The sequence below is a fragment of the Enemella evansiae genome (genome assembly GCF_002250705.1).
GTDB lineage: Bacteria > Actinomycetota > Actinomycetes > Propionibacteriales > Propionibacteriaceae > Enemella > Enemella evansiae.
On the sequence record NZ_NMVP01000001.1, the window covers coordinates 226,966 to 246,140 of the forward strand.

The 19,175-nt window shown below is 70.3% G+C and carries 24 protein-coding genes; 20 read left to right on the forward strand and 4 right to left on the reverse strand.

Annotated features, from left to right (window positions below; all coding sequences use genetic code 11):
- Positions 1 to 37: 37 nt before the first annotated feature.
- From BI335_RS01125 to BI335_RS01135, 3 genes are read left to right on the forward strand one after another with little or no spacing between them, the layout of a single operon-like run.
- Positions 38 to 1,048 carry a zinc-binding dehydrogenase gene (locus BI335_RS01125; RefSeq protein ID WP_094424861.1) on the forward strand — a complete coding sequence of 337 codons (1,011 nt, stop codon included), beginning with the start codon at positions 38 to 40 and terminating at the stop codon, positions 1,046 to 1,048.
- A gap of 17 nt (positions 1,049 to 1,065) precedes the next feature.
- On the forward strand, positions 1,066 to 2,385 hold the full coding sequence (locus tag BI335_RS01130) for a M20/M25/M40 family metallo-hydrolase (protein WP_094424863.1): 1,320 nt from the start codon (positions 1,066 to 1,068) through the stop codon (positions 2,383 to 2,385).
- A 13-nt stretch (positions 2,386 to 2,398) separates the two neighbouring features.
- On the forward strand, positions 2,399 to 2,599 hold the full coding sequence (locus BI335_RS01135) for a DUF5703 family protein (RefSeq protein ID WP_094356228.1): 201 nt from the start codon (positions 2,399 to 2,401) through the stop codon (positions 2,597 to 2,599).
- Here the strand turns inward: BI335_RS01135 and BI335_RS01140 are convergent.
- From BI335_RS01140 to BI335_RS01150, 3 genes are read right to left on the reverse strand one after another with little or no spacing between them, the layout of a single operon-like run.
- Positions 2,574 to 3,620 carry a HoxN/HupN/NixA family nickel/cobalt transporter gene (locus BI335_RS01140; protein ID WP_094424865.1) on the reverse strand — a complete coding sequence of 349 codons (1,047 nt, stop codon included), beginning with the start codon at positions 3,618 to 3,620 and terminating at the stop codon, positions 2,574 to 2,576. The two genes, BI335_RS01135 and BI335_RS01140, sit on opposite strands and share 26 nt — an antisense overlap.
- Complete coding sequence (locus BI335_RS01145) at positions 3,617 to 4,588, reverse strand: aldo/keto reductase (protein WP_094424867.1); 972 nt, start codon at positions 4,586 to 4,588, stop codon at positions 3,617 to 3,619. The genes BI335_RS01140 and BI335_RS01145 overlap by 4 nt, the downstream gene beginning before the upstream one ends.
- Positions 4,589 to 4,618: 30 nt before the next feature.
- A complete protein-coding gene (locus BI335_RS01150; RefSeq protein WP_094424869.1) occupies positions 4,619 to 5,449 on the reverse strand; it encodes an undecaprenyl-diphosphate phosphatase in 831 nt (276 codons plus the stop codon).
- Positions 5,450 to 5,615: 166 nt separating this feature from the next.
- On the opposite strand from BI335_RS01150, the gene BI335_RS01155 reads away from it, so the two are divergent.
- From BI335_RS01155 to BI335_RS01205, 11 genes are all read left to right on the forward strand, one after another.
- On the forward strand, positions 5,616 to 6,161 hold the full coding sequence (locus tag BI335_RS01155; RefSeq protein ID WP_094424871.1) for a flavin reductase family protein: 546 nt from the start codon (positions 5,616 to 5,618) through the stop codon (positions 6,159 to 6,161).
- Positions 6,158 to 6,883 carry a histidine phosphatase family protein gene (locus tag BI335_RS01160; protein ID WP_094424873.1) on the forward strand — a complete coding sequence of 242 codons (726 nt, stop codon included), beginning with the start codon at positions 6,158 to 6,160 and terminating at the stop codon, positions 6,881 to 6,883. The genes BI335_RS01155 and BI335_RS01160 overlap by 4 nt, the downstream gene beginning before the upstream one ends.
- Before the next feature lie 9 nt (positions 6,884 to 6,892).
- Entirely contained in the window at positions 6,893 to 7,486 is a 594-nt protein-coding gene (locus BI335_RS01165; protein WP_094356222.1) for a DUF3090 domain-containing protein, read from the forward strand.
- Positions 7,461 to 8,255, forward strand: coding sequence for an SCO1664 family protein (locus tag BI335_RS01170; protein WP_094356221.1), 795 nt, complete (start codon positions 7,461 to 7,463; stop codon positions 8,253 to 8,255). Before BI335_RS01165 ends, BI335_RS01170 begins: the two co-directional genes overlap by 26 nt.
- 60 nt (positions 8,256 to 8,315) lie before the next feature.
- Positions 8,316 to 9,590: a cysteine--1-D-myo-inosityl 2-amino-2-deoxy-alpha-D-glucopyranoside ligase gene (gene mshC, locus BI335_RS01175; RefSeq protein ID WP_094429445.1), complete on the forward strand. Its 1,275-nt coding sequence runs from the start codon at positions 8,316 to 8,318 to the stop codon at positions 9,588 to 9,590.
- Positions 9,587 to 10,768 (forward strand): AI-2E family transporter, encoded by a 1,182-nt coding sequence (locus BI335_RS01180; RefSeq protein ID WP_094356219.1) that lies wholly within the window; start codon positions 9,587 to 9,589, stop codon positions 10,766 to 10,768. Before mshC ends, BI335_RS01180 begins: the two co-directional genes overlap by 4 nt.
- Positions 10,765 to 11,040, forward strand: a complete 276-nt coding sequence (locus tag BI335_RS01185) for a phosphoribosyl-ATP diphosphatase (protein WP_094356218.1) — start codon at positions 10,765 to 10,767, stop codon at positions 11,038 to 11,040. Before BI335_RS01180 ends, BI335_RS01185 begins: the two co-directional genes overlap by 4 nt.
- A 23-nt stretch (positions 11,041 to 11,063) precedes the next feature.
- A complete protein-coding gene (gene hisG / locus BI335_RS01190; protein ID WP_267489519.1) occupies positions 11,064 to 11,939 on the forward strand; it encodes an ATP phosphoribosyltransferase in 876 nt (291 codons plus the stop codon).
- Entirely contained in the window at positions 11,936 to 12,430 is a 495-nt protein-coding gene (locus tag BI335_RS01195) for a PH domain-containing protein (RefSeq protein WP_094458750.1), read from the forward strand. Before hisG ends, BI335_RS01195 begins: the two co-directional genes overlap by 4 nt.
- 35 nt (positions 12,431 to 12,465) lie before the next feature.
- Positions 12,466 to 12,930 carry a DUF2871 domain-containing protein gene (locus tag BI335_RS01200; protein ID WP_094356216.1) on the forward strand — a complete coding sequence of 155 codons (465 nt, stop codon included), beginning with the start codon at positions 12,466 to 12,468 and terminating at the stop codon, positions 12,928 to 12,930.
- Between the two features lie 149 nt (positions 12,931 to 13,079).
- On the forward strand, positions 13,080 to 13,991 hold the full coding sequence (locus BI335_RS01205; protein ID WP_094424883.1) for a type IV toxin-antitoxin system AbiEi family antitoxin domain-containing protein: 912 nt from the start codon (positions 13,080 to 13,082) through the stop codon (positions 13,989 to 13,991).
- An 85-nt stretch (positions 13,992 to 14,076) separates the two neighbouring features.
- Here BI335_RS01205 and BI335_RS01210 read toward each other — a convergent pair whose 3' ends face one another.
- Positions 14,077 to 14,637 (reverse strand): hypothetical protein, encoded by a 561-nt coding sequence (locus tag BI335_RS01210; protein WP_094424886.1) that lies wholly within the window; start codon positions 14,635 to 14,637, stop codon positions 14,077 to 14,079.
- A 185-nt stretch (positions 14,638 to 14,822) separates the two neighbouring features.
- On the opposite strand from BI335_RS01210, the gene BI335_RS01215 reads away from it, so the two are divergent.
- The 6 genes from BI335_RS01215 to BI335_RS01240 all read left to right on the forward strand — a co-directional run bounded on the left by BI335_RS01215 (position 14,823) and on the right by BI335_RS01240 (position 19,173).
- On the forward strand, positions 14,823 to 16,085 hold the full coding sequence (locus BI335_RS01215; RefSeq protein WP_094356213.1) for an MFS transporter: 1,263 nt from the start codon (positions 14,823 to 14,825) through the stop codon (positions 16,083 to 16,085).
- A gap of 11 nt (positions 16,086 to 16,096) precedes the next feature.
- Positions 16,097 to 16,621, forward strand: a complete 525-nt coding sequence (locus BI335_RS01220) for an SseB family protein (RefSeq protein WP_229119384.1) — start codon at positions 16,097 to 16,099, stop codon at positions 16,619 to 16,621.
- 211 nt (positions 16,622 to 16,832) lie between these two features.
- Positions 16,833 to 17,567, forward strand: coding sequence for a translation initiation factor IF-3 (gene infC / locus BI335_RS01225; protein ID WP_094356268.1), 735 nt, complete (start codon positions 16,833 to 16,835; stop codon positions 17,565 to 17,567).
- A gap of 94 nt (positions 17,568 to 17,661) precedes the next feature.
- The gene (rpmI, locus tag BI335_RS01230) at positions 17,662 to 17,856 is read left to right on the forward strand and encodes a 50S ribosomal protein L35 (RefSeq protein WP_094356211.1); all 195 of its coding nucleotides are present in this window, start codon (positions 17,662 to 17,664) and stop codon (positions 17,854 to 17,856) included.
- Between the two features lie 101 nt (positions 17,857 to 17,957).
- Complete coding sequence (gene rplT / locus BI335_RS01235) at positions 17,958 to 18,329, forward strand: 50S ribosomal protein L20 (protein WP_094356210.1); 372 nt, start codon at positions 17,958 to 17,960, stop codon at positions 18,327 to 18,329.
- Positions 18,330 to 18,366: 37 nt separating this feature from the next.
- Positions 18,367 to 19,173 (forward strand): TrmH family RNA methyltransferase, encoded by an 807-nt coding sequence (locus BI335_RS01240; RefSeq protein WP_094429706.1) that lies wholly within the window; start codon positions 18,367 to 18,369, stop codon positions 19,171 to 19,173.
- The last annotated feature ends 2 nt before the right edge of the window (positions 19,174 to 19,175 follow it).

Consider the following 19,175-nt stretch of genomic DNA (forward strand, 5'->3'; position numbering starts at 1 on the left):
GCGTCGAAGCGATAGCCGCACGCGGCAGACTGGGGGGATGAGCGATGCGATGATGCCGACCTTCTCCCTGCAGGTGCCGATGCGGTTCGCCCCGGACGAGGTCCCGCGTCCCACCCCGGACGATGTGGGTGAGGGTGAGGTGCTGCTGAAGATGGTGACCGGCGGCATCTGCGGCAGCGACATCCCCTACTTCCGCGGCAACATCGGCACCGTGGTGGTCGGCGGCCGCGACTTCGGCAAGCCCAATCCCGGTTACGTCTCCACCCCCGGTACGCCGATGCACGAGGTGCTCGGCGAGGTCGTCGCGAGCCGGCACCCGCAGCACCGGCAGGGCGATCTGGTGGTCGGCTGGTCGCTCAACTTCCAGGGGCTGCGGCCCTACCTGATCACCGAGGGTGACGAGGTGTTCGGCTACGACCGGCGCTGGAGCCCGGATGTGGCGATCAACCTGCAACCGCTGGCCTGCGTCCTGTACGCCGTCGAGCGGCTCGGCGATCTCCGCGGCAAGCGCGTCGCGGTGCTCGGCCAGGGACCGATCGGGCTGATGTTCGCCCGGTTGATCTCCGAGGCCGGTGCGGCCCACGTGACCGGTGTCGACCCGATCGACCACTCCCAGGCCGCCGCGGCCTTCGGGGTCGATGAGTTCCTGCAGCTGAACAGCCACTACTGGGCCACCCGGATCGACGACGCGGACCGCCCCGATCTGATCGTCGAGGCGGTGGGCCACAACTCCTACACCCTCAACGACGCGATCACCGCCGTCCGCAGCGGCGGCCTGGTCTTCGGCTTCGGCGTACCCGATGATCCCGCCCAGTCGCTGAACTACTTCGACTTCCAGCACAAGGATCTGACCCTGGTCTCCGGGCTGACCCGGGAGCACCAGCGGATGCTGAAGGCCGCCGATGACTACCTGGCGGCCGACCCGGAGCTGGCGACCAATCTGACCACCGACAAGTTCTCCATCGACGATCTCGAGCAGGTGCAGACCGCCTATGATCGCGCCAATGTCCCGCAGACCGGACGGCTCAAGGTCGTCCTGAGCCGCTGAGGAGCACACCACCACCGATGAACAACCAGAACCGGGCCCCCGAGGCCGAGGTCGTGCAGCTGTGCCACGAACTGATCCGCATCGACACCACCAACGACGGCACCGGCTCCGGACCGGGGGAGCGGGCGGCGGCCGAATACGTCGCCGGCAAGCTCGACGAGGTCGGCATCGGTTGTGAGTTCTACGAATCCGAGCCCGGGCGGACCACCCTGGTCGCGCACTGGGAGCCCGAGGGCTGCGATCCCAGCCTGCCACCGCTGCTGGTGCACGGGCACACCGACGTGGTCCCGGCCAATGCCGCCGACTGGCAGGTCGACCCGCTCTCCGGGGAGCTCCGCGACGGTTGCATCTGGGGCCGTGGTGCGGTGGACATGAAGGACTTCGACGCGATGGTGCTCAGCGTGGTCCGCGACCGGGTCCGCACCGGCCGGCCGACCCGGCGGCCACTGCGGCTGGTGTTCACCGCCGATGAGGAGGCGGGCGGGTCGCTCGGCGCGCTCTGGCTCGCCGACAGGCATCCCGACACCGTCGCCGACTGTTCCGAGGCGATCGGTGAGGTCGGTGGTTTCTCGCTGACGATCCGCGACGACCTGCGGCTCTATCTGGTGCAGACCGCGGAGAAGGGGCTCTCCTGGCTGCGGCTGATCGCCGACGGGGTCGCCGGCCACGGGTCGATGCGCAACGACCAGAACGCGGTCACCGAGCTGGCCGCCGCGGTCTCCCGGATCGGCGCCCACCGCTGGCCGCACCGGATCACCCCGGCCCAGCAGGGTTTCCTGGACGCCGTCTCGGAGGCGCTGGAGATCCGGATCGACACCGACAACGTGGAGGAAACCCTGTCCCGGTTGGGATCCATCTCCCGGATGGTGGGTGCCACGATGGGCAACACCACCAACCCGACGATGCTGGAGGCCGGTTACAAGGTCAACGTGATCCCCGGGCAGGCGACCGCCGGCGTCGATGGCCGGGTGGTGCCCGGTGCGGAGGAGGAGTTCCTGGCGACGATGAAGGAACTGCTCGGCGACAAGGTCCGGATGGAATATGTGATCCACGAGCCGGCGATCGAGACCGAGTTCGCCGGCGATCTGGTCACCGCGATGCAGAAATCCTTGCAGAGCGAGGATTCCGGCGCCCGGGCGGTGCCCTATCTGATGAGCGGCGGCACCGATGCCAAGGCCTGGACGAAGCTCGGCGTACGCTGTTTCGGGTTCGCGCCGCTGAAGCTGCCGCCGGAGCTGGACTTCGTCGGCATGTTTCACGGGGTCGACGAGCGGGTACCCACCGAGTCGCTCGAGTTCGGCGCCAAGGTGCTGGACCACTTCCTGGAAATCGCATGAGCCTGGAGATCGCATGAGTCTGCGTACCCCGGTCGAATACGAGGAGCAGAAGGTACGCCTGCCCGCGGATCTGTCCCGCAACGCGGTGCGCCGGTTGCTCACCGACCGCGCCGAATACGGCGGCTGGGAGCTGGTCCGGCTGCGCCGTTACCGCGACGGCACCCGCGATGTCTGGGTGCGCCGCAAGATCATCCGGGTGCGTCCGACGATCTGAAGCCCCGGCGCAGCGCCCAGCTCGCCGCCACCACCGCGAACACCGCCAGCAACCCCACACCCCACCACTGGGTGTCCACCTCGGCCAGCGCCGTGACCACCCCGCCGGCCCACCCGTGTTCGGCCGCGATCCCCGCCAGGGTGAGGATCGCGACGGCCAGTGCCGCGCCGATCGAGATCGCCGTGACGACCAGGTTGAGCCGGGCCCGGGAGCGATCGGCGACCGCGGCGGTGTAGAGCCGCAGCATCAGCAACTGGTTCACCGAATCGCCCAGGGTCATCCCCGCGGCGAACAGCAACGGCAGCGCGAGCAGCGTCAGCGGTGGGGCCCCGGCCACCCCGGCGGCCGCGGTGAGCATCAGGATCGACAGCGTCGAGGCGGTGTCGAAACCCAGCCCGAAGAGCACCCCGAACCAGTAGATGTGCCCCGCATGCCGGACCCGCGCCAGCGGCGCCCGCAGCACCCGGCCCATCAACCCCAGCGGCCGCGGGCCGGCGGCGGCTGAGGTCCGACGGTCCCGCCAGGCGGTGATCAGCGTCGGCAGATTGGCGGCGGCCACCAGCAGCAGGTAACCGGCCGACACCAGGCCGCCGATCAACCCCAACCGCCCGGCGAGCGCGCTACCCGGATCGGCGGCCTCTCGGATCCAGCCAACCCCTGCCACCACGGCGATCCCGGCGATCACCACGACCGTGGAGTGGCCACCGGAGAACGCCAGCCCGACCGCCGCCGGGCGGTGCCCCTCGGCCAGGAACTTGCGGGTGGAGTTGTCGATCATCGCCAGATGGTCGGCGTCCAGGCTGTGCAACCAGCCACGGGTGTAGGCGAACCCGGCCATGCCGAGGGTCAGCACCCCGGCCGGGGTGGTGGCCAGTCCGACACCGAGCAGCGCCAGTCCGAGCAGATGCAGCAGCGCCACCACCGACAGGGCGGCGGCAGCCCGCAGCCGCAGGGGCGCCGACCGGCGGCCGCGGCGGGTCAGCAGCGACCGCCAACCCACCGCCGGCGCCCCGGCGCTCATTCCGGATTCCGGTCGCGGCCCTGGGCCGGTCCACCGGAGACGTCGTCCAGGGCGCCGGCGATCTCGGCGGGCAGGCGTACCTCGACGGTGGTCAGGCACTCCTGCAGCTGCCGCGGGGTCCGCGCACCGAGCAGCGGTGCGGTGACCCCCGGCGCATCCCGCACCCAGGCCAGGGCGACCTGGGTCGGGCTCAGCTCGAGGCCCTCGGCGGCCCGGGCGACAGCTTCGACCACCGCCCGGGATCGCTTGTCCAGATAGGGTTCGGTGAACCAGGCGAAGTGCGAGGCGGCCCGGGAATCCTTCGGGATGCCGTGCCGGTACTTGCCGGAGAGCACCCCGCGGCCCAACGGCGACCAGGGGAACAGCCCCATCCCCGCCGAGCGCACCGCGGGTGCGATTTCGACCTCCGCACGCCGGGCCAGCAGCGAATACTCGACCTGGTTGGACACGATCGGCGTCCGGCCCGGCACGGCCCGCTGCCAGGTCGCGGCGGTGGCGGTCTGCCAGCCGATGAAGTTCGACACCCCGACATAGCGGACCCGGCCCGAGGAGACCGCGAAATCCAGTGCCGCCAGGGTTTCCTCGATCGGCGCGGTGCCCCAGGCGTGCACCTGCCACAGGTCCAGATGGTCGGTACCGAGCCGGCGCAGCGAGCCGTCGAGGTCGGCCAGCAGGGCCCGGGCGGAGGTGTCCACCGTCCGCTGTCCGTTGCGCAGCACGAATCCCGCCTTGGTGGCCAGCACCAGCCGCTCCCGGCGTACCCGGTCCCGCAGCAACCGGCCCAGCATCCGTTCCGCCTCACCGGCGCCGTACGCCGCCGCGGTGTCGATCAGCGTGCCGCCGGCCTCGACGAAGGAGTCGAGCAGCTCCGCCGCCTGCTCGGGTGAGGTGTCCCGGCCCCAGGTCATCGTGCCCAGACCGAACTCCGAAACCTCCAGCCCGGACCGGCCCACCGTGCGCGTCTGCATAGCAGTGACCCTAACGAAGTCGCCCGCGCGTCACCCCTGCGCCATCGGCTGCAGCACCCCGGCGAGCAGCAACCCGGCGACCACGGCGGCCAGCACCAGCCGGTAGATCACGAAGATGGTGAAGTTGTGCTTGCTGACGTAACGCAGCAGCCAGTGGATCACCGCCAGGCCGATCACGAACGCCAGGATGGTGGCGACGATGATCGGGCCCCAGGGTGCGGCGGGCTCGGCGAAGACGTCCTTGAGCTTGAACAACCCGGACAGGTAGACCGCCGGAATGGCCAGCAGGAAGGAATAGCGGGCGGCGGCCTCGCGGGTGTAGCCCATGAACAGGCCGCCGGCGATGGTGCCACCGGAGCGGGAGACACCGGGGATCAACGCCATCGCCTGGAAGAGGCCGTAGAGGATGCCGTCGCGCCAGGTCAGCTGGTCCAGGGTCTTCTCGTTGCGGGCAACCCGGTCGGCGACCGCGATCACGATCGCGAACCCGGCCAGCATCGCCACGGTGATCCACAGGTTGCGCAGATTCGAGTCGATCGCGTTCTCGAACAGCACACCGAGGATGCCGATCGGGATCGACCCGATGATGATCAGCCAACCCATCCGGGCGTCGGGATCCGACCGCGGCACTCGCCCGATCAGCGACAGCGCCCAGTGCTTGATGATGCGGCCGATGTCGCGGGCGAAATAGATCACCACCGCGGTCTCGGTGCCCAGCTGGGTGATGGCGGTGAACGCCGCCCCCGGATCGACGCCGCCGAGCAGCTGTCCCACGATCGATTGGTGCGCGCTGGAGGAGATCGGCAGGAACTCGGTCAGTCCCTGCACGATGCCCAGCACGATCGCGTCCAACCAGTCCATATTCGTCTGCTCCTCGATCCGGGTGTGGGCCGTCGGACACACTAGGGCCCCGTGACCACCCGGTGACCGCCATTCGGGGTTGTGGCGCGCCGAATCCGGCCCGTGGTCGCAGCAGGATCGGACCCTGGGCGGAGCGTCCTTCGCGACGGCGGGTCAGGATGGGGCCATGACGATCCACGATGAGCACCCCTTCGCCACCCCGGAACCGGACCGTGATCCGCTGCGCCGGCTGCGCGGCCGGCTGGCCGCCCCGGTGACGGTCTGGACCACCGGCTCGGGCACCGGTCGGGAGGGCTGGACCGTGTCCTCGATGCTGATCGCCGATGGGGCGGCACCCGGCGCGAGCGGACGCCCGGCCGAGGTGCTCGGCCTGTTGGACGAGGAATCCGAACTCGTCGACGCCCTGCGGCGTACCGGGACGGTGTCGGTGAACCTGTTGCCGGCGGGTCAGGAGCCGCTCGCCGAGGCGTTCGCCCGGACCATGCCGGCACCGGGCGGGCCGTTCCGAATGGGGGAGTGGCGGGACACCGAGTGGGGGCCGCGGCTCGCGGGGGTGCCGTGGCTCGGTGCCCGGGTGATCGGCGAGCCGACGTACGCCGGCTGGGCGCTGCTCGTGCGCGCGGCGATCGAGCAGCTCGACGTGGCCGGTGCGGAGCCGGCGATCCATCTGCGCGGGCAGTACCTCGACCCGTCGGTATTGTCGAAACCATGACCACGCTCTTCCTGGTCCGCCACGGCCGCTCGACCGCGAACACCGCCGGTGTGCTCGCCGGCCGTGCCGAGGGGGTCGAACTCGACGACACCGGACGCGAGCAGGCCCGCGCGACCGCCGCCCGGCTCGCCGGCGTACCGCTGGCCGCCGCCGTCAGCTCGCCGATCACCCGCTGCGTGCAGACCGCCGAGCTGCTGCTCGCCGGCCGCGAACCGGCCCCGGAGCTGATCCCGCAGCTCGAACCGGGGCTGACCGAGTGCGACTACGGCGAGTGGACCGGGCACAAGCTCTCCGAGCTCGCCGGCAACGAGCTGTGGACGACCGTGCAGCGGCACCCGTCGGCGGCCGTCTTCCCCGGCGGGGAGGCACTCACCCAGATGTACGCCCGGGCGGTCGAATCGGTGCGCAGCTGGGACCGCCGGATCGCCGCCGAGCACGGCGAGAAGGCCGCCTGGCTGGCGGTCTCGCACGGGGATGTGATCAAGTCGATCCTCGCCGATGCGCTCGGGCTGCACCTGGATTCCTTCCAGCGGATCATGGTCGACCCCGCCTCGGTGTCGGTGATCCGCTACACCGCCAGCCGGCCCTATGTGGTGACGATGAACTCGACCGCCGGCGAGCTGGCACCCCTGGTGCCCGCCGAGGACGACGACAACAACGCCGATGCCGCCGTCGGGGGTGGTCTCGGCGCTCGGGCGAGCACCCCCGAGACCGGTGAGTAGGCTTGTCGCATGGCCATCGTCGAGCATCGCTACGAGTCCCCCGACCGGTTCGTCGCCGGCACCGTGGGCGAACCGGGTGACCGCGCATTCTTCCTGCAGGCCCGCGAGGGGAACCGGCTGACCAGCGTCTCCTGCGAGAAGCAGCAGGTGTCGGTGCTGGCCGAGCATCTGGACCGGGTGCTCGGTGAGATCGGCCGGCTCTCCGGTGGCATGGTGCCGGTCCCGCCGCAGCGCGAGGTCGCCCACGACAACGAGCCGCTGGACGCGCCGATCACCGAGGAGTTCCGGGTCGGCACCATGACCATCGCCTGGGACCCCTCCGACCAGCGGATCGTCATCGAGATGTTCTCGGTCACCGACGGTGAGGAGGAGATCGAGCTCGACGACGAGACCTCCGCCGAACAGGCCGCGCAGGCCGAGGCCGAGCGCGCCGGTGAGGTGCTGGTGGTGCGGATCCGCCCGACCGTCGCCCGCGACTTCGTCGCCCGCAGCCAGGCACTGGTGGCCGCCGGCCGGCCCGCCTGCCCGTTCTGCCTGCAGCCGATCGATCCCGAGGGACACATCTGCCCGCGTGCCAATGGCTACCGTCGACCGCTCTTCTGAGGCCGGGTTCGCCGACCGGCTCGCCGGCGCCGAGCTGACCGTCACCGGCCGGCTGGTGCAGGCCTCCAACGCGACCTTCCTCTGCGAGCTGACCCCGGCCGGCGGCGAGGCCGAACTGTGCGTCTACAAGCCGGTACGCGGGGAGCGGCCGTTGTGGGACTTCCCCGACGGCACCCTGGCCCAACGTGAGCTGGCGGCGTACAAGATCTCGGCCGCGGCCGGATTCGACCTGGTCCCCGAGACCGTGGTGATCGAGGGACCGCTCGGTGCGGGCTCCCTGCAGTGCTGGATCGAACAACCCGACCAGCTCGCTGATCTGGTCGACCTGGTGCCCGAGGACGAGGTGCCCGAGGGCTGGTTCGAGGTGGTCGAGGGCGTCGACCCGCACGACCGGCCGGTGGTCGTGGTGCACGCCGATGACCCGGCGCTGCGGCGGATGGCGCTGTTCGACGCGATCATCAACAACGCCGACCGCAAGGGCGCGCACATCCTGCGTACCCCCGGTGAGGTCTGGGGCGTGGATCACGGCGTCAGCTTCAACACCGAACCCAAGCTGCGGACCGTGCTCTGGGGCTGGGCGGGGGAGGAGCTGACCGCTGCCGAACGGGAGCTGGTGACCGCCGCGCTGGACGCCTCCGGGGAACTGGAGGGACTGCTCACCGACGACGAGGTCGCCGCCTTCGAACTGCGCTGCGAGGAACTACTGTCCGAGGGCCACTTCCCGCTGCCGCACGGCGGCTGGCCGTCGATCCCGTGGCCGCCGGTCTGACGGGAGCCCGGACTCTGAGCGAATAGGTGACAGTCGCCACCCCTCGCTAGGCTCGTGCCCATGCGTGCGTGGACCGTCCCGGAGCTCCCCACCCTGCCCCCGGCGGCGGATGGACTCCCACCGATCAGCCTTCATGACACCGCCTCCGGTGAGGTACGCCCGGTCGGGCCGGAGACCGGCACCGCCCGGCTCTACGTCTGCGGGATCACCCCCTACGACGCGACGCACATGGGTCATGCCAACACCTACGTCGCCTTCGACCTGCTGAACCGCGCCTGGCGGGACCGCGGGCTCGCGGTGCGCTACGTGCAGAACGTCACCGATGTCGACGACCCGCTGCTGGAACGCGCCCGCGCCACCGGCGTCGACTGGCGCGACCTGGCCGAGCAGCAGACCGAACTGTTCCGCACCGACATGACCGCCCTCAACGTGCTCCCGCCGGCCGACTACATCGGTGCGGTCGAGTCGATCGACCTGGTCACCGAACTGCTGCAGCGATTCACCGACGAGCAGGTCTACCAGGCCAGCGAGGGGCCCGCCGACTGGTATTTCGCGGTGCACTCCGACCCGGAGTTCGGGCAGATCTCCCACCTCGACGAACGCCAGGCGCTGGCCACCTTCGCCGAACGCGGTGGCGACCCGGAGCGGGCGGGCAAACGGCACCCGCTGGACTGTCTGGTCTGGCAGCAGGCCCGTCCCGAGGAGCCGAGCTGGCCCAGCCCCTTCGGCGAGGGCCGGCCGGGCTGGCACATCGAGTGCGCCGCGATCGCCGAACGCTACCTGGGCACCGAATTCGACGTCCAGGGCGGCGGTTCCGATCTGGCCTTCCCGCACCACGAGATGAGCGCCGCCGAGGCCTTCGTCGCCACCGGCAAACGATTCGCCCGGGCCTACGTCCATGCCGGTATGGTCGGCCTGGACGGGGAGAAGATGTCGAAGTCGAAGGGCAACCTGGTGCTGGTCTCGCGGCTGCGGGCCGCCGGTGTCGACCCGATGGCGATCCGGCTGGTGCTGCTCGGCAACCACTACCGCAGCGACTGGTCCTGGACCGACGGCCAGCTGGCCGAGGCGACCGCGCGGCTGGCGACCTGGCGGCAGGCGGTCGCGCTGGAGGTGGCCCTGCCGGCCACCGAGGTGCTCGCCGAGGTGCGCCGGGCGCTCGCCGACGATCTGGACGCCCCCGCCGCCCTGCGCGCCATCGACGACTGGGCGGCCGCGTCGATCGACGCCGACGGCGACGACACCGAGGCGCCCGGTCAGGTCGCCGAGCTCGCGGATGCCCTGCTCGGCGTACGCCTGCGCCGCGAACCGGTCGCCCAGCCGGAGTCCCGATGAGCGCCACCACCGCCGGGCGGCGTACCGGCCTGCCGCGGATCCTGATCATCCTGCTCGGCCTGGCCGCCGCGCTGGTGCTGCTGAACCAGCTCGAGGGATTCCGCTCCTTCGCCGCCCCGGTCTTCCTGGCGCTGAACCTGGTGCTCGCGGTCTCCCCGCTGCAGCAGCTGCTGGTCCGGGTGCACGTGCCGCGCTGGCTGGCCGCCGTGATCGCCGGGATCGTGGTGCTGGTGATCCTGTGCGCGTTCTTCTACGCCATCGGCTGGTCGCTGACGCTGCTGGTCACCGAGCTGCCGAACTACCGCGACCAGTTCCTCGATCTCTACCAGGAGATCATCTCGCTGCTGGCGCAGTTCGGGGTCTCGGAACAACAGCTCGCCGAGCAGGCCAAGGCGATCGACCCGCAGCAGGCCGTCGGCGTGCTCACCGGGTTGCTGAGCAATCTGCAGGGTGCCTTCTCGCTGCTGCTGATCGCGGTCACCTCGGTGTTCTTCCTGATGATGGATTCGGTCGGCTTCGGCGACCGGCTCAAGCGCGCCGGGGCCTACCACCCGCAGCTGACCGACGCCCTGGTCTCCTTCGGCAACGGCGTTCGGCAGTACTGGATCGTCACCACCATCTTCGGCCTGATCGTCGCGGTCATCGACTGGTTCGCGCTGGTCGTGCTCGGGGTGCCGCTGGCGCTGGTCTGGGCGGTGCTGTCCTTCCTGACCAACTACATCCCCAACATCGGCTTCGTGATCGGCCTGGTCCCGCCGGCGCTGATCGCGCTGCTGGCCAAGGGGCCGACCACCGCGCTGATCGTGGTCGCGATCTACTGCGTCGCCAACTTCGTGGTGCAGTCGATCATCCAGCCCAAGTTCACCGGTGACGCGGTGGGACTGACCCCGAGCGTGGTCTTCATCTCGCTGCTCGTCTGGGCGGCGGTGCTCGGCCCGATGGGTGCGCTGCTGGCGCTGCCGGCGACCCTGCTGGTCAAGGCGATCCTGGTGGACGCCGATCCGGGCGCCCGTTGGGTGAACGCGCTGATCGCGGCCAACCCGGCCACCGCCGACGCCGACACCGCCGAGGATTCCCACCGCGGTGAGGACGCCGACCCCGAGGCGGCCGAGGAGCAGACCACCGCCGACCCGCGCCCGCCGGTTGAGCGAGACGAAGCCACCGAGGAGCGATCATGACCGAGCCCGCGAAGACCTTCGAGGGACTGTTCGCCGAACTGACCCGGATCGCCAGGGAGCGCCCCGAGGGGTCCTCCACGGTGCGCCGGTTGGACGGCGGGGTGCACGAGATCGGCAAGAAGGTCGTCGAGGAGGCGGCCGAGGTCTGGATGGCCGCCGAGTACCAGTCGCGGACCGAGGCGGCCGAGGAGATCAGCCAGCTGCTCTACCACCTGCAGGTGATGATGATCGCACTCGACCTCGACCTCGAGGATGTGTACGCCCACCTGTGAGCACTCCGACTACGCTGGCCGCCGTGAGTTCTGAGAACGGCGCCGACCGTCCGACCCTGAAGATCGCCGTCCCCAACAAGGGTGCGCTGTCCGAGGCGGCCACCCAGATGCTGCGCGAGGCCGGTTACCGGCAGCGTTCGGACAGCAAGGAGCTGGTGCTCACCGACGCCGCCAACCACGTCGAGTTCTACTATCTGCGTCCCCGCGACATCGCGGTCTACGTGGGGGAGGGCACCCTCGATGTCGGTATCACCGGCCGCGACATGCTGCTCGATTCCGGTGCCCGGGCCGATGAGGTGCTGTCACTGAACTTCGGCGGCACCCGATTCCGGTTCGCCGGCCCGGTCGGTCAGGGCCTCACCGTCCCCGGGCTGGCCGGTCGCCGCGTCGCCACCTCCTATCCGGGTCTGGTGGGGGCGTACCTCACCCAGCAGGGGATCGAGGCCCGGTTGATCAAGCTCGACGGGGCGGTGGAGAGTGCCATCCGGCTCGGTGTGGCCGACGCGATCGCCGATGTGGTGGAGACCGGGCGGACCCTGCGGCAGGCCGGGATGGAGGTGTTCGGCGAGCCGATCATGGTCAGCGAGGCGATCCTGATCAAGCGCGCCGAGCTGCCCGAGCCGGCCGGCCTGGACCTGCTGGTACGCCGCCTCAGCGGCGTACTGGTGGCGCGCAACTACGTGATGATGGACTACGACTGCCCCTCCGCGCTGGTCGAGCAGGCGAGCGCGGTGACCCCCGGGCTCGAGGCCCCGACGGTGTCGCCGCTGGCCAAGGACGGTTGGATGGCGGTCCGTGCGATGGTGCCGCGGGGGCAGGCCCAGCAAGTGATGGACGATCTGTGGGAGCTCGGCGCCCGCGCGATCCTGGTCACCGACATCGCCGCCTGCCGACTGTGAGCGCGCGCGACATGACCGGGAAGCAGCAGACCACCGGGCCGCGGGAGGTGTTCCGACCGCAGGCCCTGATGTATTGGGCGGTCAGCCTGTCGGCGCTGATCGTGATCGGCCTGGTCGCCGCCGGATTCGGGCTGTCGCCGACGATGCGGGTGCGGTTCACCCTGTTCCAGCTGTCGACGCTGTTCGTGATCGCCGGCGGCGGAATCTTCATCATGATGTCGCTGGCGTTGAGCCGGGTGGTGGCCGATGCGGACGGGCTGACCATCCGCAACTCGGTGCACACCCGCAGGCTGCGCTGGGACGAGATCCGCGACGTGCGCTGGGGCCCGGGTGCCTCCTGGGCGCAGCTGATCCTCGACGACGACCCGACCCATCCCAGCCGGTGGCCGATGCTCGCCCTGCAGACCGTCGATCGGCGGCGTACCGACCGGGCCGTGCGGCGGCTGCGCGAGATGCTGCGCGAGCACCGGGGAGATCAACCGAACGGTTGATGGATCGCGCCGTGGCGCGGCGTTGACTGGTCGGCATGAAGAAGTTGTACGCCTCAGCCGCCCTCTACACCGTGCTCGGCCTCGCCGCCGGCCTCTACTACCGCGAACTCACCCGCAGCCACGCCTTCACCGGTGACTCCCAGCTCGGCCTGGCGCACACCCACTTCCTCACCCTGGGCACGCTGGTGCTGCTGCTGGTCCTGGTGCTGGAGCAGGTCTTCCGACTCTCGGGCAGCCGCGCCTTCGGCTGGTTCCTCGGGTTGTGGAACGCCGGGGTGCTGATCACCGGCGGGATGATGTTGGTCCGCGGCACCTTCACCGTGCTCGGCGAACCGCTGACCAGCAAGGCCTTCGCGGGCATCGCCGGACTGGGCCACATGCTGCTCACCGCCGGTTTCGTGCTGCTGTTCGTCGCGCTCTGGCGTCGGCTGCCCGACCGGTCCCTCCAACCGGCCGATCGCGGTGCGGCGATGGCCGCGAGCGTCACCGGTCGGCGCTGATCGCGGTTCTCGCATCGGAGTTCGGTTCTCGCATCGCATACCGTGCGAGAACCGAAGTGCCGTGCGAGAACCGAAATCATTCATCGAACCCTGTGGATAACCCAGGGATCTCGGCGGCACGGGTCACCGGATTTCGCTTGGCTGGCAGCATGATCGAAACCACCGAGCAGCTCCTCGCCCGCGGATGGTCGTACGCCGAGATCCGGCAGCGGGTCCGCGACGGTGCACTGCATCGGTTGGCGCGCGGTAGCTACTCCGATCAGAACCCGGCCCGATTGAACGCCGATGAACGGCATCTGCAGCTGGTGACCGGTCTGTACGCCGGGCTGACCGAGGGCTCGGTGCTCAGTCATGCCAGTGCGGGTGTCCTGCACGGTCTCTGGCTCCCGGCCGAGCAACTCACCCGCGTACATGTCGCTCGGCCCGGCGCCCGGGACTCGCAGGGGCGACGGGTCCACATCCATCCGCTGCCCGAATGCGCGGTGGTGGACCCGGTGCAGCGACTCGGGAGTGAACCCGCCCGGATGACCGACCTGTGCACCACCACCCTGGCACTGGTGTCGACCCTGGAACTGCCGGCCGCGGTGGCGGTCGCCGACTCGGCGCTTCGGCAGGGCCTCGATCCGCAGGCCGCGCTGGACGTTGTCAGCGGATGGAAACCGCGACCGGGTCGCCGCCGAGCCCGCCTCGCCCTGGAGTTCGCAGACAAGCTGAGTGAGAGTGCGGGGGAGTCCCGGTCCCGATGGTTGATGCATGAGCTCGGCCTGCCCGCCCCGGTGCTGCAGCAGGAGTTCGCCAACGACGACGGGGAGTGGATCGCGCGGGCCGACTTCTGGTGGCCGGAGCAGGGCGTGATCGGGGAGTTCGACGGCAAGGTCAAATACGGGCGGCTGCTGAAACCGGGCCAGCGGATCGAAGACATCATCGAGGCCGAGCGAGAACGGGAGCGCGCACTGCAGAACCTCGGCCACTGGGTGACCCGCTGGACGTGGCGGACCCTCGATGCCCCGAGCGAGTTCGCCAAGCAGCTCCGGCGGGCGCTCGCGCGAGGTCGACGCTGACCTGGTTCTCGCATCGGACTTCGGTTCTCGCATCGCATACCGTGCGAGAACCGAAGTGCCATGCGAGAACCGCGGGGATCGTGCCCTACTCGATCCCGCGGTTCTTCAGGATGGCCTCGATCTCGTCCATCTCCGGGTCGGACTCGGCGGCCTGCTTCTTGCCACCTCGGGCGGGTGTGCCGGACTGCTTGCCCGCCACCGTGCTGCCGGTCGCACCAGCGGCACCGGTCGCACCGGCCGCACCGCTCGCACCACCGGCCGCCGCACCCCGCGTACCCCGCCCGACCGCCGGCCGGCCGCCCGGCTGCTCAGCACCGCGGGCCTTCTCCACCGCACGCCGGGTGCGGTTGCGGGAGGCGATCATGCCACCGACGATCCAGAGCACCACGGCCAGCGCGATCAGCCCGAAACCGGTCCAGATGGTGGTGTTGAACACCACCGACCCGGCCCAGCGGATCACCGCGACGACCGCATCCCAGATCATCCGCAGCAAGCCGGTGAGATAGAGCCCGACCGGGAGCGCGGCGAAACCGAGGGCCTGCACCGCGCGACCGCGCCGATCGCGGACCCAGAGCAGGACCGCCAGGATCAGACCGAGGACGCCGATCGCGATGCAGAGCGGGAGCAGTGCGGTGTCGGGATTCATGTCGCCATTCTCCCACGCGACCCCGCATCCGGGCCGATGCCGCGGCCCGGGTCGACCCCGGAGAAGAACCCGAGACGAATTTTCCCGGCGATCGGGGAATAGCCCCACCCGGGTGCTGGTTGCAGCAGTCGTCCCGGCTGGCGAGGAAGGCAGTCCTGCCCGCACGCTCCCCGAAGGACCCCTTCATGACCACACCCACCATCAACCGCGCCGCCCTGCGCCGCCGGCTCACCCCGCCGGCGCCCGGCACCGACCCGACGACCCTGTCCCGGCGCCGGGTGCGGGCCGCCGAGCTGGCGCTGATCATCGGCGGCGTCGCCATCGGCACCGCCGAGTTCGTCAGCATGGGCCTGCTGCCGCAGATCGCCGCCGGTGTCGGGGTCGACATCCCGACCGCCGGACACGTGATCTCGGCGTACGCGATCGGCGTGGTCGTCGGCGCCCCGCTGTTCGCGATCTTCGGCGCACGCCACCCCCGGCACCGGATGCTCCAGCTGCTGATGGGCATCTTCATCGTCGGCAATCTCGCCGCGGCGATCGCCTCCGGCTACGGGCTGCTGGTCGGCTCCCGGCTGCTGGCCGGCCTGCCGCACGGCGCCTTCTTCGGCCTGGCCGCGCTGGTCGCGGTCGACCTGGCCCCACCGGGCCGCGCCGGCCGCGCCGTCGGTCGGGTGATGCTCGGCATCCCGCTCGCCAACATCGTCGGCGTCCCGGTCGCCACCTGGCTCGGCCAGGCGCTGGGCTGGCGCAGCGCCTATCTGCTGGTCGCGCTGGTCGGGCTGATCTCGCTGGCGATGGTCGCCTGCTTCGTCCCGCGCAGCCACTCCGATCGCAGCCGCACGGTCCGCCGCGAGCTCGGCGACTTCGCCAACTGGCAGGTCGCGCTGACCCTGCTCACCGGCGCCGCCGGCTTCGGCGGCATGTTCGCGATGTACTCCTACATCGCACCGACCGTCACCGAGCTGACCCGGCTGCCCGAATCCCTGGTACCGGTCTTCCTGCTCGTCTTCGGCGTCGGCATGTTCGTCGGCACCAGCCTCGGCGGCCGGCTCACCGACTGGTCGATCGGCCGGACCATCGTGATCGGCCTGGCCGCGGCCGGGGTGCTGCTGGTCGCGTTCACCCAGCTCGCTGCATATCCGATCCCGGCCCTGCTGACCGTCTTCGGGATCAGTGTCTCCACCTCGCTGTTCGTGGTCGGGCTGCAGCTGCGGTTGATGAACGCCGCCGGCGACGCCCGCACCCTCGGCGCGGCCAGCAACCACGCCGCCCTCAACCTGGCCAACGCGCTCGGCGCCTGGCTCGGTGGTGTGGTGATCAGCGCCGGTTGGGGGTGGACCGGTCCGAGCTGGGTCGGCGCCGGGCTGTCGGTGCTCGGCCTGGCCGTCTTCCTGGTCGCGCTGCTGGTGCAGCGCCGCGGGCTGCGTACCGGCCATTCCGCTCGCTAGGCTGAACCGCGATGACTGCCGACGACCAGACCAGCGGAACCGGGCGCGACCTGGGCGGCTACTCCGAGCGCTACGCCAGCGACGACGGCGCCGCCGACCAGGGCGTACGCCATGCCATGGGGGTCGCCGAGGAGACCGGGGACGGCACCGACTACCTGACCGCCGTCGTCGCGCTCTGCGGCGCCCGGCTGCTGGTGCCGCTGCTGGCCACCGGTGACGAGACGATGAGCCCGGACCCCGGCCGACAGGCGGAGATGGCGGCGGTGCTGCTGCGCCACCCCGAGCGCGGGACCGCGATGCTCGCCTTCAGCGGCATCGACGCGCTGCAGCGCTGGAACGCGAAGGCCCGGCCGGTGCCGGCCACCCTCGACGTGGTCGCCCAGACCGCCCAGCAGTCCGGGGCGGGCACCCTGCTGATCGACTTCGCGGGGCCGCATCCGCTGGTCATCGACGGGGAGGTGCTGGCCAATCTGGCCCAGAGCCGGCGATTGGTACGCCTGCCCGACGGCTTCGGTTGGATCGCCACCGGCTCCTGAGGCGGGATTTCGCCTCCGGGGCGGTGTCGACTATCATGGATCGCGATTGATCCGCCCTCGGGTGGATCCGCTTCAAGTGGGGACCTGGTCTCCCACCCGCACGACTTCCGGTCGTCGGGTCCGAACGCACCGCCTACGCCTCCCGGCGTACGCCTCCGACGTTCCTTCCAGGCCTCCGCTGCGCGGGGGCCTTTCTGTGTTCCGGTGCACGATGCGGATCGGTCACCGAGAGCGGCAGGACAACCCAGGAGGACACATCAGCACCGAACCGCGCATCAATGAGCGTATCCGCGTTCCCGAGGTCCGCCTCGTCGGCCCCGCCGGCGAGCAGGTGGGCATCGTCAGGATCGAGGACGCCATGCGGCTGGCCCGGGAGGCTGACCTCGACCTGGTCGAGGTGGCCCCGATGGCCCGCCCGCCCGTGGCCAAGCTCATGGACTACGGCAAGTTCAAGTACGAGGCCGCGCAGAAGGACCGCAGCAGCCGTCGTAACCAGACCAATGCCGTGATCAAGGAGATGAAGCTCCGACCCAAGATCGACGGGCACGACTACGAGACCAAGAAGGGTCACGTCGTGCGCTTCCTGAAGGCCGGGGACAAGGTGAAGATCACCATCATGTTCCGTGGCCGCGAGCAGTCGCGCCCCGAGCTCGGCTTCAACCTGCTCAAGCGGCTGGCCGACGACGTCGAGGAGTTCGGCTTCATCGAGTCCGCGCCCAAGCAGGACGGCCGCAACATGCTGATGGTGCTCGGCCCGACGAAGAAGAAGACCGAGGCCCGCGCCGACGTGCAGGCCGAGAAGGACGCCCGCGCCGCCGCTCGCACCGACGAGCAGGAGGCCGAGGACGCGTACCTGGCCGAGCGCCGCCGGCAGGCGGAGCAGCAGGAGAAGAAAAAGAAGAAGAAGGGTCCGGCCGACAACATGGACCCCGACGTCGACCTCTGATCCACTCGCGATCGGAGTTCACCCGACGGCCAGGCAGCCGACCGGGACATCACGACCGCACGGTGGGATCGCCGTGCGCAGAAGGAGCGGCACAATGCCGAAGATGAAGACGCACTCCGGTGCCAAGAAGCGCTTCAAGATCACCGGATCGGGCAAGGTCATGCACCGCAAGGCCGGCAAGATGCACCTGAACGAGCACAAGCCCAGCACCCGCACCCGCCGCCTCGACGGCGATGCCGTGCTCGTCAAGGGCGACGCCAAGAAGGCCAAGAAGCTGCTCGGCAAGTGAGCATCACCGCTGGCTGAGCGAGCGCAGCGAGTCGAAGCCAGACCTACCCACCGAACCACCCGGCCGAGAGATCCCCGGCCGCAGAACAAGGAGTTATACCCATGGCACGCGTCAAGCGTTCTGTGAATGCGCAGAAGAAGCGCCGCGAAGTTCTCGAGCAGGCCTCGGGCTACCGCGGTCAGCGCTCCCGCCTCTACCGCAAGGCGAAGGAGCAGATCCTCCACTCGAACGTGTACGCCTACCGCGACCGCCGTCAGCGCAAGGGCGACTTCCGCAAGTTGTGGATCCAGCGCATCAACGCCGCCGCCCGCGCCGAGGGCATGACCTACAACCGCTTCATCAACGGCCTGAAGAACGCCGGCGTCGAGGTGGACCGCAAGATCCTGGCCGAGCTGGCCGTCTCGGATTCGACCGCGTTCGCCGCACTGGTCGCCGTCGCCAAGGCCAACCAGGGCGAGTCGACCGCCGCCTGATCTCCGCGTGAGCACAGGAGAATCATCGACCGAGCCGATCGGTGACCGACCCGGATCATCACGATCCGTTGGTCGGCTCCGGTCGGCTCGACGGTTGTTGCAGCGCAAGCAACGCCTGGCCACCGGGCTGTTCCTGGCCGAGGGGCCGCAGGCGGTCCGGGAGGCGCTGAGCGAACCCGGCCGGGTCCGCGAACTCTTCCACGTCGCCGACAACGACCGGATCGAACCGCTGCTCGCCACCGCCCGCAGCGCCGGCGTCCGGGCGTACCAGGTCACCGCCGCCGAACTGGCTCGGATCACCGAAACCCAGCACCCACAGGGAATCGTCGCGGTCTGCGAGGCCCGCGAGGGCTCCCTGGACGAGCTGTCCGCGGACGCGAAGCTGGTCGTGGTCTGCGCCCAGGTTCGCGACCCCGGCAACGCCGGTACCGTGATCCGCTGCGCCGACGCCTTCGGTGCCGATGCGGTGGTGCTCACCGCCGACTCGGTCGAGGTGACCAATCCCAAGGTGGTCCGGGCCTCGGTCGGCTCGGTCTTCCACCTGCCGGTGATCACCGGTGCGCACCTGGCCAACACCCTGGATTTCTTCCGGGACAAGGGATTCCAGGTGCTCGCCGCCGATGGCGGCGGTGCCGACAGCCTGGACGAGCTGGCCGCCCGCGGCGAGCTGGATCGGCCGACGGTGTGGCTGATGGGCAATGAGGCCTGGGGTCTGCCGCCCGAGCACGCCGTCCTCGCCGACCGGCAGGTGTCCGTCCCGATCTTCGGCCGCGCCGAGAGTCTCAATCTCGCCACCGCTGCCGCCGTCTGCCTCTACGCCACCGCGACCGCCCAGCGTTCCTGACG

Excerpts from the sequence above, each read along its gene's own strand:
- BI335_RS01165 (WP_094356222.1), top strand. The coding sequence starts at position 6,893 with ATGGCCATCGTCGAGCATCGCTACGAGTCCCCCGACCGGTTCGTCGCC.
- BI335_RS01210 (WP_094424886.1), bottom strand. The coding sequence starts at position 14,637 with ATGAATCCCGACACCGCACTGCTCCCGCTCTGCATCGCGATCGGCGTC.
- BI335_RS01155 (WP_094424871.1), top strand. The coding sequence starts at position 5,616 with ATGACGATCCACGATGAGCACCCCTTCGCCACCCCGGAACCGGACCGT.
- BI335_RS01150 (WP_094424869.1), bottom strand. The coding sequence starts at position 5,449 with ATGGACTGGTTGGACGCGATCGTGCTGGGCATCGTGCAGGGACTGACC.
- BI335_RS01220 (WP_229119384.1), top strand. The coding sequence starts at position 16,097 with ATGACTGCCGACGACCAGACCAGCGGAACCGGGCGCGACCTGGGCGGC.
- BI335_RS01160 (WP_094424873.1), top strand. The coding sequence starts at position 6,158 with ATGACCACGCTCTTCCTGGTCCGCCACGGCCGCTCGACCGCGAACACC.
- BI335_RS01145 (WP_094424867.1), bottom strand. The coding sequence starts at position 4,588 with ATGCAGACGCGCACGGTGGGCCGGTCCGGGCTGGAGGTTTCGGAGTTC.
- BI335_RS01130 (WP_094424863.1), top strand. The coding sequence starts at position 1,066 with ATGAACAACCAGAACCGGGCCCCCGAGGCCGAGGTCGTGCAGCTGTGC.
- BI335_RS01215 (WP_094356213.1), top strand. The coding sequence starts at position 14,823 with ATGACCACACCCACCATCAACCGCGCCGCCCTGCGCCGCCGGCTCACC.
- BI335_RS01185 (WP_094356218.1), top strand. The coding sequence starts at position 10,765 with ATGACCGAGCCCGCGAAGACCTTCGAGGGACTGTTCGCCGAACTGACC.
- BI335_RS01140 (WP_094424865.1), bottom strand. The coding sequence starts at position 3,620 with ATGAGCGCCGGGGCGCCGGCGGTGGGTTGGCGGTCGCTGCTGACCCGC.
- rpmI (WP_094356211.1), top strand. The coding sequence starts at position 17,662 with ATGCCGAAGATGAAGACGCACTCCGGTGCCAAGAAGCGCTTCAAGATC.
- BI335_RS01125 (WP_094424861.1), top strand. The coding sequence starts at position 38 with ATGAGCGATGCGATGATGCCGACCTTCTCCCTGCAGGTGCCGATGCGG.
- BI335_RS01200 (WP_094356216.1), top strand. The coding sequence starts at position 12,466 with ATGAAGAAGTTGTACGCCTCAGCCGCCCTCTACACCGTGCTCGGCCTC.
- infC (WP_094356268.1), top strand. The coding sequence starts at position 16,833 with ATGCGGATCGGTCACCGAGAGCGGCAGGACAACCCAGGAGGACACATC.
- BI335_RS01170 (WP_094356221.1), top strand. The coding sequence starts at position 7,461 with ATGGCTACCGTCGACCGCTCTTCTGAGGCCGGGTTCGCCGACCGGCTC.
- mshC (WP_094429445.1), top strand. The coding sequence starts at position 8,316 with ATGCGTGCGTGGACCGTCCCGGAGCTCCCCACCCTGCCCCCGGCGGCG.
- BI335_RS01180 (WP_094356219.1), top strand. The coding sequence starts at position 9,587 with ATGAGCGCCACCACCGCCGGGCGGCGTACCGGCCTGCCGCGGATCCTG.
- rplT (WP_094356210.1), top strand. The coding sequence starts at position 17,958 with ATGGCACGCGTCAAGCGTTCTGTGAATGCGCAGAAGAAGCGCCGCGAA.
- BI335_RS01205 (WP_094424883.1), top strand. The coding sequence starts at position 13,080 with ATGATCGAAACCACCGAGCAGCTCCTCGCCCGCGGATGGTCGTACGCC.
- BI335_RS01135 (WP_094356228.1), top strand. The coding sequence starts at position 2,399 with ATGAGTCTGCGTACCCCGGTCGAATACGAGGAGCAGAAGGTACGCCTG.